This window comes from Hymenobacter sediminis (assembly GCF_003231285.1).
GTDB lineage: Bacteria > Bacteroidota > Bacteroidia > Cytophagales > Hymenobacteraceae > Hymenobacter > Hymenobacter sediminis.
Window position 1 is genome coordinate 427807 of record NZ_QKNS01000002.1, and the last position, 16060, is coordinate 443866.

Below are 16060 nucleotides of genomic sequence, written 5' to 3' on the forward strand. Positions count from 1 at the left end.
CGGTCTGCGTGAATAAGGGCTAGAACCAATAAGGCGTTAGACTCACCAGTTCACCAACTCACTAATTCACTCTCGGCAGGTCGTCGGAGGTGAAGCCGAAGGGGAGCAGATCGGAGAGGGAGCTGAACCGGTAGATGCTACCGTTCGGACCCTGCAGCAGCAGCGGAATAGCTTGTTTCTGGCGGTGCTCATACTCGGCCATTACCTGCCGGCACGCCCCGCAGGAAGTAACGGGCACAAAGTCGCCGTTGGCGGGGCGGGCCGCTACGGCCATACCCACAATGCGGCGCTCCGGCTGGGAAGCAGCCAAGCCAAACAACGCCGTGCGCTCGGCGCACAGGCCCGAGGGGAAAGCCGCGTTTTCCTGATTAGTACCCCGGAAAATAGAACCATCGTCGAGCAGCAGCGCCGTGCCTACGTGGAAGTGGGAGTAGGGCGCATAAGCGTGGTCCGTGGCGGCGCGGGCGGCCTGCCAGGTAGTTGCTTCAGCGGGCGAGAGGTCAGCTTCGGAGGCCACCACGTCAACAGTGATGGTCAGGTGGAGGGGTTGGGCCATCGGGGGCGGGAAAAGAACGGCCCGGTTCCGGCTGGCGGCCCCGGGTAGTGAAAAGGGGCGGTGAATGTACGATTTTTTTGCTTACGGCGAGGGTGCCCATCAGAAATAGATGGTTTTTCAATCGTCTCGGGCAAGCGCTATTCGCACGTACCGAAAGTAGCTGGGCCGGCCGCTTGTCTTCAAATTTCTAATATTGGCAGTCTGTGACCCTTCATGGTCAGAAACTGCCCACCCGCTTCCTACCTCCATCCACCCCGTATGACCCGTATTCTGCTGCTCGGCGCCGGCCGCTCCGTTTCCTCTCTGCTGCACTACCTGCTTCGCCATGCTGCTACTGAAGGCTGGCAGCTTACCATTGCCGATATGCAGCCGGCCCACCTGGTACCGGTGCTAGCGGCTCATGCTGCTTATGCGCGTGCTGTTCCGTTTGATATGCAGGATGAAGCTAAGCTGGACGAGCTGGTGCGTGAGGCCGATGTGGTAATATCCATGCTGCCTGCGCTGCTACATGCTCCTGTGGCGCGGGCCTGCGTTCGGCACGCACGCCACCTGGTAACGGCCAGCTACGTGAGCGAGGAAATCCGAAGCCTGGATGAAGAAGCCCAAAAAGCCGGCATCACCATCCTAATGGAGTGTGGCCTCGACCCCGGCCTCGACCATATGTCGGCCATGCGGCTCCTGACCAGCATCCGGAATCGAGGTGGGCAGATTACTTCGTTCAAATCGTACTGTGGCGGGCTGCTGGCGCCAGCGGCCGAGGCGGATAACCCGTGGAAGTACAAGTTTACCTGGAACCCGCGCAACGTGGTGCTGGCCGGCCAGAGCACCGCCAAATACCTGGAGGATGGTCGCCTGCGCTTCATTCCGTACCAGCAGCTGTTTGCCCGTACCGAAGCGCTGGCCGTGCCAGGGGTAGGGGAGTTCGAAGGCTACGCTAACCGGGATTCTCTGAGCTACCGGGAGCCCTACGGTCTGCTCGACATCCCGACAATGCTCCGTGGCACTCTGCGTCGCCCCGGCTATTGCGCTGCCTGGCATGCCTTGGTGCGCCTGGGCCTCACCGACGATGCCGTGCACCTCGGCAACCCTGCAACCCTGACCTGGGCCGAACTGGTGGAAGCCTACCTGCCGGTTAGCGCCGAAGCCCATAATTTGCCTGAGCGAGTAGCCGCCTACCTCGGTCTGACGCCCGAAGGCCCCGAAATGCAACGCCTCGCGTGGCTGGAGCTGTTTTCCGCGCGCCCGGTTGGGCTGCCCAATGCTACCCCGGCCCAGCTTCTGGAACGTCTGCTCACCGAGAAATGGGCCCTGCAACCCACCGACCACGACATGATTGTAATGCAGCACCTCATCGGGTTTACCCTGAACGGTGAGCCACATCTGGCTACTTCCTCTCTGGTAGTACTTGGGGAAGATACGGTGCAAACGGCCATGGCTAAAACCGTAGGGCTACCGGTAGCTATGGCGGTGCGGCGGCTGGCGCAAGGCAAGCTCACGCAACGCGGGGTAGTTATTCCTACGCTACCCGAACTCTATGACCCTATTCTGGATGAGCTGGACCAGGAGTATGGCATCCGGTTCGTGGAGGAAGTAGGGGTAGGGCCCTCCCCGGAACGGAGGGGGTAGGCTACTATTGGTTATCTAAAATAGATCAGCGGCTTCCGGCGTTCAGATGCCCATGCGAAACTACTTGTTGCTACGGGCGCGCTTGCTGGGCCGACTTCTGCGCGAGCTGGGCTGGTGGCGGTTGCTGCTGTTAGGCACGCTGCTGGGGCTCAGTACGGTTCGGGCGTTGGTGGTAGCAGCGGGTAGCCCAACTGTGGTATGGGTAGTACCTGTGGTAGTGGCTGGGTTGGCCTGGAGCTTCCACCGGCAGCGCGAAGACATTACTTTTCTGGAGCTGATGGCGCCTCGCTTTCGGCCTTGGCTAGCGGCGGAATATGCCTTGCTGACGTTGCCGGTGGTACTCCTGCTGCTGGGTTTGGGTCGGGTTGAGGCCGCCGGACTTACCGTGGCGCTTACTGCGGCAGTGGCCCTGGCGCCGCCTGCCAAGGACAAAGCAGGCCGTTTTCGCCGGGGTAGCCTGTTCCGTAGCGTAGCGTTTGAGTGGGTAGGCGGCAGTCGGCGCGGCTGGCTGCCTTTGCTGTGGCTGGCGCTTTTGGGTGCGGCGGCTGCCACCCGCTATACCGCTACCGGCCCGGTGCTGGCCATCATAGGGTGGCTGCTCGTGCTGCTGGAGGTATATGGCCCGGCGGAACCCTGGACCTTGCTGCTACCGGTATTGCACGCACGCGGGCAGTGGCTGCGTAGCCGGGTTGGGTGGGGGCTGCTCTATTTTGGCCTAACGGTGGCCCCGCTGGCCGCCGTGCTGGCTTTAAGCCCGGCTGGAGTGGGAGGCACAATAGCGCTGCTGTTCTGGTGTGCCGTGGTGCTTACTATGGTAGTACTGGCCAAATATGCCTTTTATCCGCACGCAACCTTGAGCCGCCTGACCCAGGCCGGGGCCGTGGTGGTTGGCCTGTCCGTAGTAGGTAGCAACCCCGCGTATAGTGCGCTGCTGGCGGCTTGTTTTCTGGGGCTGATGCTTAAAAGCTACCGGCGCTTAGCCATGTATCGATATGATTGAGATTCGCGGGTTGCGCAAGAGTTTCGGCCCCCATACCATTCTGCACCACATTGATCTGACCCTGCAGCCCGCTACCTTGCACGGGCTGGTGGGGGCCAACGGTGCGGGAAAAACTACCCTGCTGCACTGCCTCTACGGGCTGCACTCCGATTACGAGGGCACCGTGCAGGAAACTACAGGCCTTGCTATTCGGCAGCATACCGGTCTGCTACCCTACGAGCCGTATTTCTACCCTCGCCTTACTGGTCGCGAGTACGTGGAGTTCTGCCTGCAAGCTCGGGGGCGGCCCGTACCCGACTTAGCCGGCTGGAACTATCTGCTGGAGCTACCCCTGGATCAGTACGCCGACGAATATTCGGCGGGAATGAAAAAGAAGCTGGCCTTGCTGGCCTTGCTGGTGCAGAATTTTCGCTACCTCATCCTCGATGAGCCTTTCAATGGGCTTGATCTGAGTACCAACTTGCTGGTGATGGAAATTCTGCGGCGCCTGCGGGGGCAGGGGGTAGGCATCCTGCTCACCTCACATCTGCTGGGCTCGCTCACCGAGCTATGCGACGAAATAACCGTGCTGGCCGACGGCCGGGTGCTGCGTCACTACCCCGCCACCCACTTCGGGCAGCTGCAAACCGACCTGCTGGATACCCTGCACCAGCAGAAACTAGCCCATCTGCGGCAGCTGCTACCCGATGTCGTCTGAGCCTGACACATGCTGTCAGAGGGCCAGATAGAAAGGCCCCAACAGCTCCTGAAATTCCTGGGAATACGAGGTGTCATCTGCGTCGTGCAGAAAGAGTTGCTGCTCTTGCACTACCCCTGGCTGGCGGCCGAAGCTTGTGATGTGGCGTAGCGCCTTACTCCCGGGCCGGTGATGCACTACCAGGCGTGTAGTGGGATACAGACCAACTAAAGCAGCTTCCCGCTCGAAGTGGTGCATTTCGGATGGGGGTAGCAAAACGGTCAGCTGGCCTGCGGAGGTCAGAAAGTTGGCGGCGAAGTGGGCCAGCTCAGCAAAAGTGAGCGAATCGGGGGCGGTGTGGCGGGCGGTGGTGCGGCCGGCGTTGGGGGAGCGGAGCGAGTTACGGAAGAAGGGAGGGTTGCAGATGATACGCTCAAAAGGAAGCGGCTGCGTGGCGGCAAATGCTGCCAGCGGCTGGGCGTGCAGCATCAGGCGTGAACTCCAGGGGCTGACCCGGAAGTTTTCGGTGGCTTGGGTGGCGGCCGCCGCGTCTAGCTCTACTGCTTCAATACGGGCGCTGGGGTTACGCTGGGCCGCCATCAGGGCCAGCAGGCCGGTGCCGGTGCCAATATCTAAAATGCTCGAAGCTCCTTCCACCGGAGCTACGGCTCCCAGCACGCAGGCATCGGTACTGACTTTCATGGCGCACCCAGCCTGCTCTACCCGAAACTGCTTAAACTGGAAAAAGGAGTTAGGCATGCCTGAACGCAACGGGAGGGGGTAGGAAAGAAACAGATAAGTGAGGCAGCTAAGCCAAGGCAGATGATCAGGTAGCGCGCGATGAGGAGCCAAGCTGTAGCAACCACCGATGCAGTGGCTTTTCGACTAGCAAATACAAGCCTACGGAAGCACCAATCGTCAGCAAGAGCAAGACTGGGAATGGTGGCGACGAGGGCAAGTACAGGTGCAGGCGGGCCACCACAAAATCAGCGAAAACGCCCAAATGAATTAAATAAAACGCATAAGAGCTGTACCCCAAAATCACAAGCAAGCGGCTGCCGAGGACGCGTTGCAGTCCGCTGGGGTAGGAGGCCAGCCCGTGCAGCAGCAGCCCCGTGGCACAGGGCAAAAACCAATTATTCACGGCCAAGCCCGGCAGCGTCAGAATACTAACCTGGGCTGCCAGGCGTATCTTGATGCCCACGAGTAGCAGCAGCGTCGCCAGCACTCCCGCTACCCCTGCACTGGTGGCGTAGGGGTAGCGCGTGGCCGGCAGGCGGGCAAAAGCGGCACCAATCAGAAACTCGGCGCTGCGCCCGAAAATGGTAGCCTGCAACACAAACCGATTGGATTCCAGCCAGCCAGTTCCTTGCAGTATGTAACTCCCTCCTAATCCAAGTGCCAGCAAAAGGCCCGCCACGCCTACCCAGCTCAGTAGCGAAAAGCGCCGGGCCAACAGTAGCAGCAGGGGTAGTAGTATGTAAAAGCACTCCTCCACTGCCAAAGACCACGCCGGCCCAATGCCGCTCAGGTACCAGCGCTCCGAGAAGCCTTTGAGCAGGGTAATATTCAGGCCGTACTGCTGCCACCACTGGGCTGGCTCCACCCCCCCACGGAAGTACAGCCGCAGGAAAACTGCCGTGCACAACAGAAAATACAGCGGGTAAATTCGGGCAAAGCGCCGCCACAAAAACGTGCCGAGGCCCCCAGCGCTGAAGCGGTAGGAAAAGTAGCGGCGGCACAGCAGGTAACCGCTCAGTGTAAAAAAAATGGAAACCCCAATGTGCAACTCCGCCGTGAAGGCCTCCAGTACGGAGTTGAAGCCTGGAGAAGGGGTAGGCAGCAGGCGCCGATGGTGGAACACAAACACCAGCAGCGCCGCCACCGCCCGTACCCCGGTCAGGGCTGGTACTAAGGATACAGCCGTTTCAGGGTTAGTTGGGGTTGCTTTCATACCCCTCATCAATCAGCAGCTTGCCTTGGGTAGCGCTCCATACGGCCAGCTGGTCGCACCGCTCATTCTCGGGGTGGCCGTTGTGGCCGCGCACCCAACGGAACTGCACGGAGCGCTGCTTGTACACCTTCAGGAAGCGGCGCCACAGGTCCTCGTTGGCTTTCTTGCCGAAATCGGACTTGTTGGCCCACCCGAAAACCCACTTTTTCTCCACGGCATCCACCACGTAGCGCGAGTCGGTGACAACGGTAATGGGCAGCTCGGGGCGGGTAATGGCCTCCAAGCCCACAATCACGGCCAGCAGCTCCATGCGGTTGTTGGTAGTCAAGCGGAAGCCCTGGGTCAGCTCTTTCTCGTGCTGACCAAAACGAAGAATTGCGCCGTAGCCGCCCGGCCCAGGGTTGCCCCGCGAGGAGCCGTCGGTGAATAGGTAAATCAATGTGCGAAATGTGGAGAACAGGAAAAAGGAGCGGAGTGAAAGGCAGAAGCGCGCTGTCTTATTAATAGGCAGCCACGCTTACAATTTCACATTTCGCCCATTTTCCTGTTCATTCAAAAATTACTTTTAAACAGCTTAATGGCAATGGCCAGCAGAATGACGCCGAACACGCGACGCAGAATATCCTCGCCGGCCTTGCCCAGCTTGCGCTCAATCCAAGCCGAGCTTTTCAGCACCAGGTACACAAACACCAGGTTCACGAGCACGCCAGCCAGCACGTTGGGCAGCTGGTAAGCCGCCCGCAGGGAAAGCAGCGTGGTCATGGTGCCGGCCCCCACAATCAGCGGAAACGCCAGGGGCACGATGGAGCCCGTGGAAGCCAACGGGTTGTGCTTAAAAAGCTCTACCCCCAGAATCATCTCCATACCAATCAGGAAGATAATAATGGCGCCGGCCAGGGCAAACGATTGAAAATCAACTCCAAACAGGGAAAGAATGCTCTGGCCCAGAAACAGAAAGGCTATCATCAGCAGGCCTGCTACCAGCGTGGCCTTTTCCGATTCGATTTTGCCCTCGCGCTGCCGAATCTGGATGATAATGGGGATGGAGCCCAGAATATCAATAATGGCGAAAAGCGTGAGTGTTACGGACGCAATTTCCTTGAAGCTGAACATGAACCGCAGATTACCGCTGATTGATTTGATTACGCTGGTTTAGGCAAACTCGCGGGCGAAGAACTGTACCAACTGCTCGAAGGCCGCATCCGGAATGGCTGGGAAGTTGGCAATGCGCAGGCTGGTGGGCTTCCAGCTGCCGTAGCCGCTACCTAGCTGCAAGCCCTGGGTGAGGGCCCGGCGCTTTACTTCCTCAATAAGAGCGGGCGCGCCCTGCAGCCCAATCACTGTGGTGGAGCGGCTTTCGGGGTTGGTGATAAGCGGGGAAAGCTGCGTGGCCTGGTCGAAGTAATCGTAAAGCTTGGTGGCCCGGTCCTGCAGATGCTGATGAATGGCCTTGATGGGCTGCCGGTCGGCCATAACGCGGCTCAGCAGGTAGATTCCCAGCACGTTGGGGGTGTGGGTGGTCTGGTAGTTGAGCATCTTCTCGTACTGAGACGTCAGCGAGTTGTAGTGGCTGCGCTCATTTATTTTACGCAGGCGTTCCACGGCCCGGGGCGAAAGCAGCATCACCGAGAGGCCCGCCGGCAGCCCAAAGCACTTCTGCACCGAAGCATACCAGATATCGGCCTTAATGTACTTAAGCTGAATACCGGCCAGCGAGGAAGTAGCATCAACGGCCAGCAGGGCATTTCCTGGCAGGCGGTTGTAGATGTTCAACACCACGCCGTCGCGGAGCTGGGTGGCGTTGCTGGTTTCGTTTTGGGTGATGCACACTAGGTCGGTTTTCTCATCGAGGCCCGGTAGGTTGTGCACGTCCGGAATTTCATCAGGCCCAAACTGCAGGCCCGTGGTAGCTGGGCGGAGGGCTTTGGCGTACTCGTACCACTTTTCGCCGAAGGCCCCGTTGTAGAGATGAAAGCTTTTGGTAGGGGTGAGGCTTTGAGCCAGCACCTCCCAGCATTCGGTGGCCGAGCTCATGAAGAACACGGTGTAGTCCTGCGGAACGTTGAGCTTGTTTTTTAGCTCCTGCACCGTTTGGCGCATAAGCTGCACAAACCGCTCGCCGCGGTGCTGGGCCGAGAGCCAGCCCTCATCAAAGGCATCCTGCAGGTATTGGCGCACCTGCGGATACACTTGCGAAGGGCCAGGGTTGAATGTATACATAGGAAGGAAAGACTAAGGAGTGGAAACGCAAAGGTATTGATTGGGTAGTGAGGTGAGGATAGGAATGGTGACAAGTAAGGGCGCGCTTCTGGCGCCAGCCTGACGCCAAGGCTCCCGACCGGATAACGCCCGCACCATTCGCGTCGTGTGCGGGCAGGCTGTTTGCGCAGCTTGCCTACCCCTTAACGCACGCTAAACCCTTGGCAGGTGTCAGCCCAAAGCCAACCCGTCCGGCCTGAGAAGCTCACCCTTTGCCTGTCAGCTTCCCACCAGAAATCACACCTTAAACCCTACTCGTTTTGGGCGTTGGCCGTCGAAATAATGCAGGGCCAGTTTGTAGCTGTCGAGCTTGAAACCGCTGATGCTGCCCACGCAGTTGCGGCCGATGAGGCTTTTCTGGCGGAACTCCTCGCGGGCGTGCAGGTTGCTCAGGTGCACCTCCACCACGGGCGTATTAATGGCGGCAATGGCATCGGCCAGGGCCACGCTGGTGTGGGTGTAGCCGCCCGCATTAAGCACAATGCCGTGGTAGCTGAAGCCTACCTCGTGCAGCTTGTCAATCAGTTCCCCTTCGTGGTTGCTCTGGAAATATGCCAACTCAAACTGCGGGAAGGCTTCGCGCAACTCAGGCAGGTAGTCCTCGAAAGAGCGGGAGCCGTAAATGCCCGGCTCGCGCCGACCAAGCAGGTTGAGGTTGGGGCCGTTAAGAAGCAGGATCTGCATAGGGGAGAGAGGTAGGAGGTAGGCGAAATACAAAACAAAGGTATTGCCATTCTGGGCGCAACCGAAGCCCTGGCCCGCTACGGCAGCTACTAACTCCTACTTTTGCGGGCAGCACCCAGTGCTTTCCAGTTCCTACCCCGCTTCCTATGTCCACCTGGTCCATTGCCCTCAAACAGTTCGAGGGCTATCTGCAGCTTGAAAAATCCCTTTCAGCCAACTCCGTGGAAGCCTACGTGCGCGACGTGCAGAAGCTGCGCCAGTACTTGGAGGTGGAAAATTTGCCGGCCTCGCCTCAGCAAGTAACCACTCGCATTTTGCGTGACTTCCTGACCTGGCTAGGTAGCCTCGGCATGACGGCCACTTCGCAGGCCCGCACGTTATCGGGCATTAAGGCCTTCTACCGCTTCCTGATTATGGAGGACCTGCTGACCCTGGACCCAACCGACACACTGGATGCGCCCAAAACTGGCCGCAAGCTGCCCGACACACTCAGCTACCCGGAAATCGAACAGATCCTCGACGGCATCGATCTAAGCACGCCCGAGGGTACCCGCAACCGGGCCATGCTGGAAGTGCTTTACAGTTCCGGGCTGCGCGTAAGCGAGCTGACGGGCCTGCGCCTTTCCAATCTCTACGCCGACCAAGGGTTCGTTCGGGTGTTGGGGAAGGGTAGTAAAGAGCGGCTGGTGCCCATCGGGCGCGACGCGCTGAAGCACCTGGGCTTTTACCTGCAGGGCATCCGGGCCCACCTCGACATCAAGCCCGGCCACGAAGACACCGTCTTCCTGAACAAGCGCGGCGCAGGTCTCTCGCGGGTGATGGTATTTAATATCATCAAGGCCTCCGCTGAAAAGGCAGGCATCCGGAAAAGCATCAGCCCGCACACGTTCCGGCACAGCTTTGCTACCCACCTCATAGAGGGCGGCGCAGACCTGCGGGCTGTGCAGGAAATGCTGGGCCACGAGAGCATCACGACCACCGAAATCTACACCCACCTCGACCGGGACTATCTGCGCCAGGTTATCACGGAGTTTCACCCGCGCAGCTAATCCCACTTCAACAGCCTGACCGGTCTGGCTGGCTACCTTGCCTTGCTCTGGCAACTGCTCAGCCACTCTACAGCCTCAGCCTCGCTTTCAAAAACCTGAATTTCAAACTGCCGAAGCAGGCGCTGTGACGCCGGGTCGAGCCAGGCACTAACGAGGGCATTGGGCTGGGCCACGTGCGCCACGTAGCGCAGCCCAGCGTTGGCGGCGGCGGGGCCCCATTCGGTAGCCAGCCACTCCAGCGAGTCGAACCAGGGGCCCTGGAGCTGGCTGTTGTCGTTGAGCAGATAGGGGCAATGCACCTGCTGTAGCATCTCCAAACCCGCTGAGGCACCATTCAGAGCGTACTCGGGGCTCACGTAGCCCGTCCAGGTAGCGTGCAGCCAGTGGCGGCTTTCATCGTAGGTCAGCTGGCAGAAGTCGGGGCTGGTAGGTGTAGAAAGAACGCGCTGGTACATGGCTCAAGAATAGGGGGAAGTATATATAACGGAAGAAGCGGGCCGGGGATAAGCGCCCAGATCGGAAATTTTACCTTTGCGTTGGCTGATTTGCCTACCCCCTTATGCCTGAGTCTACTACAAGAAAAAGCTTTTCTTTCCCTGCTGTTTCTCCACTCATTTGGGCTCTTGTAGCCTTTCTGCTTCTGAGCTTAATATACGCGTCGCGCTCGGGGGCTACCTACATTCTGATCGAGGACAACCTAGATACGGAGCTAACGGTACCTTGGCTGCTTACGCGCCACCACGTGGCCCTCAGCTACGATTCAGCCACTCAGGTGCCGGCCTTACTGAACGGTATTCCGCGCAATGCTCTGCGGCCCGGCCTGAGCGTAACTGTGGGCCTGTTCGCGCTGCTTGACCCTTTGCCGGCGTATCTGCTGAATCAGTTGCTGGTGCGCTTAGCTGGTTTAGTAGGCATGTATTTGCTGCTCAGAAAGTATGGCCTGCCTCAGCCGAACAATCGGGGGGTAGGGGCAATGCTGGCGCTGGCCTGGGCAGTGCTACCGGCGTTTTCCATGTTCGGAATAACGGTGCTGGGCCAGCCGTGGGTAGTGCTGGGTTTTTTGCGGCTGCGTCAGGGCGCGGCACCCTGGTACTACTGGCTACCCCTACTTATCTTTCCCCTCTGGTCGAACCTGGTGCTAGGTGGTGCCTTTGTAGTGGCTGGGGTAGGGGTAGGGCTGGCTTGGGATGCGTGGCGTACCCGCCGTGTACCCTGGGCGGCCGTAATAGGGCTAGCCCTTATGGCAGGGCTGTATTTGGTGGTGGAATATCCGTTGGTAAGTGCACTGCTGAAGCGACAATTTGTGCCACACCGGCTGGAGTTTGATTTCAGCCGCCTCAGTCCAAGCGGTGTCAAGGCGGGGCTCACGAGTAGTTTCCTTTACTTTTTTGTGGGGCAGTACCACGCCAGTTTGTTTCTTCGGTTGGCGCCCTTACTGGCCATTGGCTTAGCATTGGTTTTATTACCGGCTCAGCAGCGTTGGCAGTTAGGTCGGCAAGTGGTGTGGGTGCTGGCGCTTCTGGCAGTACTAGCCGTGTTCTGCGGCTTCTATCCGCAGTTGGTAGTAGGCTTGCACAAATGGCTACCCCCCCTGCGGGCCTTTAACCTCTCGCGTTTTCATTTCCTGACCCCGCTACTCTGGTTTGGCGTGCTGGTGCTGGGGTTGCGCTATCTGCCATCAGGTAGGGCGCGCTGGGCGCTGGTGGGGCTGCAACTGCTCATCGGGCTGGGCATGAACGGGGAGTGGACCGCCAACCTCCGCCGGGTAGCTGGGGCTGCGCGCGCCGAAGAGCCCACGTACGCGGCGTACGTAGCGCCTGCGTTGTTTGCCCAGGTACAGCAAGCCATTGCCGCCCGCACCGGCCAGCAGCCCAGCCAGTACCGGGTGGCCTGCCTGGGCATGCCCCCAGCCATAGCTTCCCTGAATGGATTCTATACTCTGGATGCATACCTGAATAATTATCCTCTGGCTTATAAACACCAGTTCCGCCCCCTTATTGCCGGCGAGTTGGCGAAAGACGAAGCGTTGCGTGCCTACTATGATGCCTGGGGCAGTCGGTGTTACCTGTACTCGGCTGAGTTGGGCAAGAATTTTCGGGTAGCAGCGTTGCCAGAGCGGGTAGTAGAGCACTGGGCTTTCGATGCTCAGGCGTTTCGCCGGCTGGGCGGGCGCTATGTGCTGTCGGCAGCTCGGCTAGCGCGGCCTGCCGAGAGCGGCCTGCAACCCCTGGGAGCCTACACAACTCCTGGTGCTTACTGGCGAATTTGGGTGTACCAAGCGGGCAACTGAGTAGCTGAGCAGCTGATCTTTGAAGAGGGCAAAGTCCATTTAAAGCTAGAATTACTTCATTACCCGGCTGCCCGGTTACTCATCGGAATTGTCTAGATTTGGTCTTTGGCGTGTCTCTAATGGCTAAAAATACCTACAAGCAACCTTCCTCGGCGGCTCCTGCCCGCACCAACGAGCCCCGGCCGGCGGCTGAGCCGCGTGCGGCCCGCAACCAGGCCCGTGCCGTTGAGCCGGAGCCCATCCGCGAAGCCCGGCGCAACGAGTCTGCTGCCCGGCCTTCCAAACCGGCGGCGCCCAAGGCCGCCCGTAAACCCATGAAGCTACCCGCCGTGAACCTGAGTGGCCTCTTTGGCTTCCTGCGCGACCGGCGTTTTCAGTTGTTCCTGGGCTTTTTCTTCCTCATCGGCTCCATCTACCTCACCATTGCCTTTATTTCCTTTCTGTTCACGGGCCACGCTGACCAAAGCGTAACCGAAACGGTAGGCCGCACTCCGCTTAAGGAAGCAGGCCAGGAAACCGGCAACTGGCTGGGGCTGGTGGGGGCTATGCTGGCCCAGTTCCTGATTCAGGATGGCTTTGGGGTGGCGGCCTTCGCGGCTATTCCTATTGTATTCTTTATCGGCTACAAAATTGTGTTCCGGCGGGCGGGCGTGTCCTTCACCTACGTGTTGGCCTTGTGTCTGTTCACTATGCTGTGGCTGAGCGTGTTAATGGGCTACGTGGTGCTCACCATTCAAAGCCCCGACGTGGACCCGGCCCTGGCGCACAGCCTCGATTTCCTGTGCGGCGGCGTGGGTTACGAAACGGCCTTCTGGCTCGATAGCCTCATTGGCTGGGGCACGGTGCTGCTGCTGGCTTTCCTGCTGATTTCCTTCGTGGTGTTCTTCTTCAACGTCACCAGCCTCAACCTGAATCTGCGCCGCAGTGCCGGCGAAGAGGATGAGGACGACACAGACGAGGAACTAGCGTTTGCCCCGGCTGGCCGGGGCAACTTCGCCGCTACCCCCACTGCAGCCTTCGAGCCCGAAGAACCCCAGGAAGATACTCTGGGTATTACGCTCAAGCGGGTAGGCCCCCTGGCCGCCCAGCCAGAGCCGCAAGAGGACGAGGAGGAAGATTCTGCACCGCAGCCCCAGCGTACCGGACCGGTAGCCGGCGCAGCACCAGCCTTTAGCGTTGCCAGCCCGGTTCCAGCAGCCGCTGCTTCTGCTTCAGTAGCCGCGGGCGGGTTAGCCGCCGCTTCGGCTGTGCCTTTGAATGTGGCCGCTACGGCTGGAACGGCCCTGACTGGCGCCGCCGCCGCCTTGGTTGCTACCCCCTCAAGCGGGCCTAGCTTCTCTATTGAAATGCCGGAGGCAGAAGTGGCCCCCGCCCCCGTAGCACCTAAAGCTCCGGCCGCGGTGGCCAGCGTGCCTACCCCCTTGTCTTTGGCTGATCTGGTGGCCGATGATGCACCGCTTCCGGCGCCTGTTGCGCCCGTGGTGGCACCCGTAGCCGCGGCTCCGAGCGTACCCGCTGGGCTCTCTTTCGAGGTGGAAGATGCCACTACCTCTACCCACGAGCTGGACCCTTCGGCTGGCGCCGACATGGCCGTTATTGCCGAGGAGGACGAGGAAGAAGAGGCCATGCCCACCGGCGAGTACGACCCGACCCTCGACCTGCCCCGCTACCAGTACCCAACCCTGGAGCTGCTCAACGACTACGGGGTAGCCAAGGCCCAGGTAACCAAGGAAGAGCTGGAAGCCAACAAGGACCGCATTGTGGAAACGCTGGGGCACTACGGCATCAACATCGCCAGCATCAAGGCTACCATTGGGCCCACGGTTACGCTCTACGAAATTGTGCCCGATGCTGGGGTGCGCATCTCCAAGATCAAGAGCTTGGAAGATGACATTGCCCTAAGCCTCGCTGCCCTCGGTATCCGCATCATCGCGCCCATTCCGGGCAAGGGCACCATCGGTATTGAGGTGCCGAACACCAAGAAGGAAATGGTGAGCATCCGTTCGGTATTCAATACCGACAAGTTTGTGACCACCGAAATGGACTTGCCTATTGCCTTCGGCCGCACCATTACCAACGAAGTGTTTGTGGTGGACCTGGCCAAAATGCCTCACTTGCTGATGGCGGGTGCTACGGGCCAGGGTAAATCGGTGGGTCTGAACGTGATTCTGGCCTCCCTGCTCTACAAGCGTCACCCCTCGCAACTCAAGTTTGTGCTCGTGGACCCCAAGAAGGTGGAACTGAGCATCTTCAACAAGATTGAGCGGCACTTCCTGGCCAAGCTACCCGAGTCGGAAGAGCCCATCATTACCGATACCAAAAAGGTAGTGAACACGCTCAACTCCTTATGCATGGAGATGGACAAGCGCTACGACCTGCTCAAGGACGCCGGCTGCCGCAACCTGAAGGAGTATAACCGCAAGTTTGTGGAGCGCCGCCTCAACCCCAAGAAGGGCCACCGCTACATGCCCTTCATTGTGCTGGTGATTGACGAGCTGGCCGACCTGATGATGACGGCTGGCAAGGAGGTAGAAACCCCCATTGCCCGCTTGGCTCAGCTGGCCCGCGCCATCGGGATTCACTTGATTGTGGCTACCCAGCGCCCGTCGGTGAACGTTATTACGGGTATCATCAAGGCCAACTTCCCCTGCCGGATTTCCTTCAAGGTGACCAGCAAAATCGACTCGCGCACCATTCTGGATGCCGGGGGCGCCGACCAGCTGATCGGCCAGGGCGACATGCTGATTTCCCAGGGCTCCGACATCATCCGGGTGCAGTGCGCCTTTATTGATACGCCCGAGGTGGACCGCCTCTGCGACTTCGTGGGCGAGCAGCAGGGCTACCCCAATGCCTACGAGCTACCGGAAGTACCCGGCGAGGCCGGCAGCGGCAACGGTGATGCCGACGACTTCGACCCTTCTGATCGGGACTCCATGTTCGAGGAAGCTGCCCGCGTGATTGTGCTGCATCAGCAGGGTAGTACCTCCCTGATTCAGCGCAAACTCAAGCTGGGCTACAACCGCGCCGGCCGATTAATCGACCAATTGGAACACGCGGGCATCGTCGGACCGTTTGAGGGTAGTAAAGCGCGGGAAGTGCTGATTCCCGATGAATACAGTTTGGAACAGTTGTTGAATAGCCTGCCAAAGTAGGGGCCGGAAAATAGAACTTAGCGCCTTTTGTTCTGTTCTTATCTGATTCCCGTTTAAACCTTATCTGAGGTATAGGCTCTCAGATACAAGCTCTCCAAAGACACCTTTCTTTTTGCAATGAAAAAATATCTCGCCCTGCTGGCTCTCTCCGTGTCGCTGACCTCTGTCGCCACTGCCCAGCAGGATCCTAAGGCTGGCAAGATTCTGGACCAGATGAGCGCCAAATATCAGGCGATGAAGGCATTCAAGGCTACGTTCACCCAAACGCTGGAGAATGACGCCGCGAAAGTGAAAGAAAATTTGTCGGGCGATATTACGGTGAGCGGTCAGAAGTTCCGCCTGAAAATGAGCGGCCAGGAGGTCATCAACAACGGCCAGACCATGTGGACCTACATGAAGGCTGAGAATGAGGTGAACATCTCCGACTACGAGCCCGAGGACCAGGAAATTTCGCCCTCCCAGATATACACCCTCTACAAGAAAGGCTACAAGTACGCCTACGTGCAGGAAGCCAAGGAAGGCGGCGAGGTGGTGGACGTAATTGAACTCTCGCCTGAGGACCGCAACAACCCCGTGTATAAGGTGCGGCTGAAGGTTGGCAAAACTGACAAAGCGGTGAAAAGCTGGCAGATGTTCAAGAAGAACGGCAACCGCTACACCTACAAAATCAGCAAGTTTCAGCCCAATGTTCCGGTTGATGCTACCACCTTCAACTTCGACAAAACGAAATATAAAGGCGTAAAGGTGATTGACCTGCGCTAACCTTAGTGCTGCCAAGATGGCCGGCCCGCTTCTGCTACCTGCAGGAGCGGGC

15 protein-coding genes are annotated in these 16060 nt (G+C 59.1%); 7 read left to right on the forward strand and 8 right to left on the reverse strand.

The window, feature by feature from the left end; genetic code table 11:
- Nucleotides 1–61: 61 nt before the first annotated feature.
- Nucleotides 62–556 carry a cytidine deaminase gene (cdd, locus tag DNI29_RS08395; protein WP_110977638.1) on the reverse strand — a complete coding sequence of 165 codons (495 nt, stop codon included), beginning with the start codon at nt 554–556 and terminating at the stop codon, nt 62–64.
- Between the two features lie 258 nt (nt 557–814).
- Between cdd and DNI29_RS08400 the strand changes: the two genes are divergently transcribed.
- Genes DNI29_RS08400 through DNI29_RS08410 form a run of 3 tightly spaced genes read left to right on the forward strand, consistent with a single transcriptional unit; the run spans nt 815 to nt 3879 of the window.
- The gene (locus DNI29_RS08400) at nt 815–2182 is read left to right on the forward strand and encodes a saccharopine dehydrogenase C-terminal domain-containing protein (protein ID WP_110977639.1); all 1368 of its coding nucleotides are present in this window, start codon (nt 815–817) and stop codon (nt 2180–2182) included.
- 52 nt (nt 2183–2234) lie between these two features.
- Nucleotides 2235–3182: a hypothetical protein gene (locus DNI29_RS08405; protein ID WP_123823126.1), complete on the forward strand. Its 948-nt coding sequence runs from the start codon at nt 2235–2237 to the stop codon at nt 3180–3182.
- Nucleotides 3175–3879 carry an ATP-binding cassette domain-containing protein gene (locus tag DNI29_RS08410; protein WP_110977641.1) on the forward strand — a complete coding sequence of 235 codons (705 nt, stop codon included), beginning with the start codon at nt 3175–3177 and terminating at the stop codon, nt 3877–3879. Before DNI29_RS08405 ends, DNI29_RS08410 begins: the two co-directional genes overlap by 8 nt.
- A 15-nt stretch (nt 3880–3894) precedes the next feature.
- Here the strand turns inward: DNI29_RS08410 and DNI29_RS08415 are convergent, their stop codons facing one another.
- The 6 genes from DNI29_RS08415 to aroQ form a co-directional block, all read right to left on the reverse strand.
- A complete protein-coding gene (locus DNI29_RS08415; protein WP_110977642.1) occupies nt 3895–4617 on the reverse strand; it encodes a tRNA1(Val) (adenine(37)-N6)-methyltransferase in 723 nt (240 codons plus the stop codon).
- Nucleotides 4618–4684: 67 nt separating this feature from the next.
- Nucleotides 4685–5812: an acyltransferase family protein gene (locus DNI29_RS08420; protein WP_162303555.1), complete on the reverse strand. Its 1128-nt coding sequence runs from the start codon at nt 5810–5812 to the stop codon at nt 4685–4687.
- Nucleotides 5793–6251 (reverse strand): ribonuclease HI, encoded by a 459-nt coding sequence (rnhA, locus tag DNI29_RS08425; protein WP_110977644.1) that lies wholly within the window; start codon nt 6249–6251, stop codon nt 5793–5795. Before rnhA ends, DNI29_RS08420 begins: the two co-directional genes overlap by 20 nt.
- 113 nt (nt 6252–6364) lie before the next feature.
- Entirely contained in the window at nt 6365–6925 is a 561-nt protein-coding gene (locus DNI29_RS08430; RefSeq protein ID WP_110977645.1) for a MarC family protein, read from the reverse strand.
- A 39-nt stretch (nt 6926–6964) separates the two neighbouring features.
- Complete coding sequence (locus DNI29_RS08435) at nt 6965–8032, reverse strand: aminotransferase class V-fold PLP-dependent enzyme (protein WP_110977646.1); 1068 nt, start codon at nt 8030–8032, stop codon at nt 6965–6967.
- Between the two features lie 276 nt (nt 8033–8308).
- Complete coding sequence (gene aroQ / locus DNI29_RS08440; protein ID WP_110977647.1) at nt 8309–8755, reverse strand: type II 3-dehydroquinate dehydratase; 447 nt, start codon at nt 8753–8755, stop codon at nt 8309–8311.
- A 146-nt stretch (nt 8756–8901) separates the two neighbouring features.
- On the opposite strand from aroQ, the gene xerD reads away from it, so the two are divergent.
- Nucleotides 8902–9804 (forward strand): site-specific tyrosine recombinase XerD, encoded by a 903-nt coding sequence (xerD, locus tag DNI29_RS08445; RefSeq protein ID WP_110977648.1) that lies wholly within the window; start codon nt 8902–8904, stop codon nt 9802–9804.
- A 32-nt stretch (nt 9805–9836) separates the two neighbouring features.
- On the opposite strand, the gene DNI29_RS08450 is transcribed toward xerD, so the two are convergent.
- Nucleotides 9837–10259 carry a hypothetical protein gene (locus DNI29_RS08450; RefSeq protein ID WP_110977649.1) on the reverse strand — a complete coding sequence of 141 codons (423 nt, stop codon included), beginning with the start codon at nt 10257–10259 and terminating at the stop codon, nt 9837–9839.
- A 104-nt stretch (nt 10260–10363) separates the two neighbouring features.
- Between DNI29_RS08450 and DNI29_RS08455 the strand changes: the two genes are divergently transcribed.
- The 3 genes from DNI29_RS08455 (at nt 10364) to lolA1 (ending at nt 16008) form a co-directional block, all read left to right on the forward strand.
- Nucleotides 10364–12094: a DUF6044 family protein gene (locus DNI29_RS08455; protein WP_110977650.1), complete on the forward strand. Its 1731-nt coding sequence runs from the start codon at nt 10364–10366 to the stop codon at nt 12092–12094.
- 119 nt (nt 12095–12213) lie between these two features.
- A complete protein-coding gene (locus DNI29_RS08460; protein WP_123823127.1) occupies nt 12214–15246 on the forward strand; it encodes an FtsK/SpoIIIE family DNA translocase in 3033 nt (1010 codons plus the stop codon).
- Between the two features lie 117 nt (nt 15247–15363).
- Nucleotides 15364–16008 (forward strand): outer membrane lipoprotein periplasmic chaperone LolA1, encoded by a 645-nt coding sequence (lolA1, locus tag DNI29_RS08465; RefSeq protein ID WP_110977652.1) that lies wholly within the window; start codon nt 15364–15366, stop codon nt 16006–16008.
- Nucleotides 16009–16060: the final 52 nt, after the last annotated feature.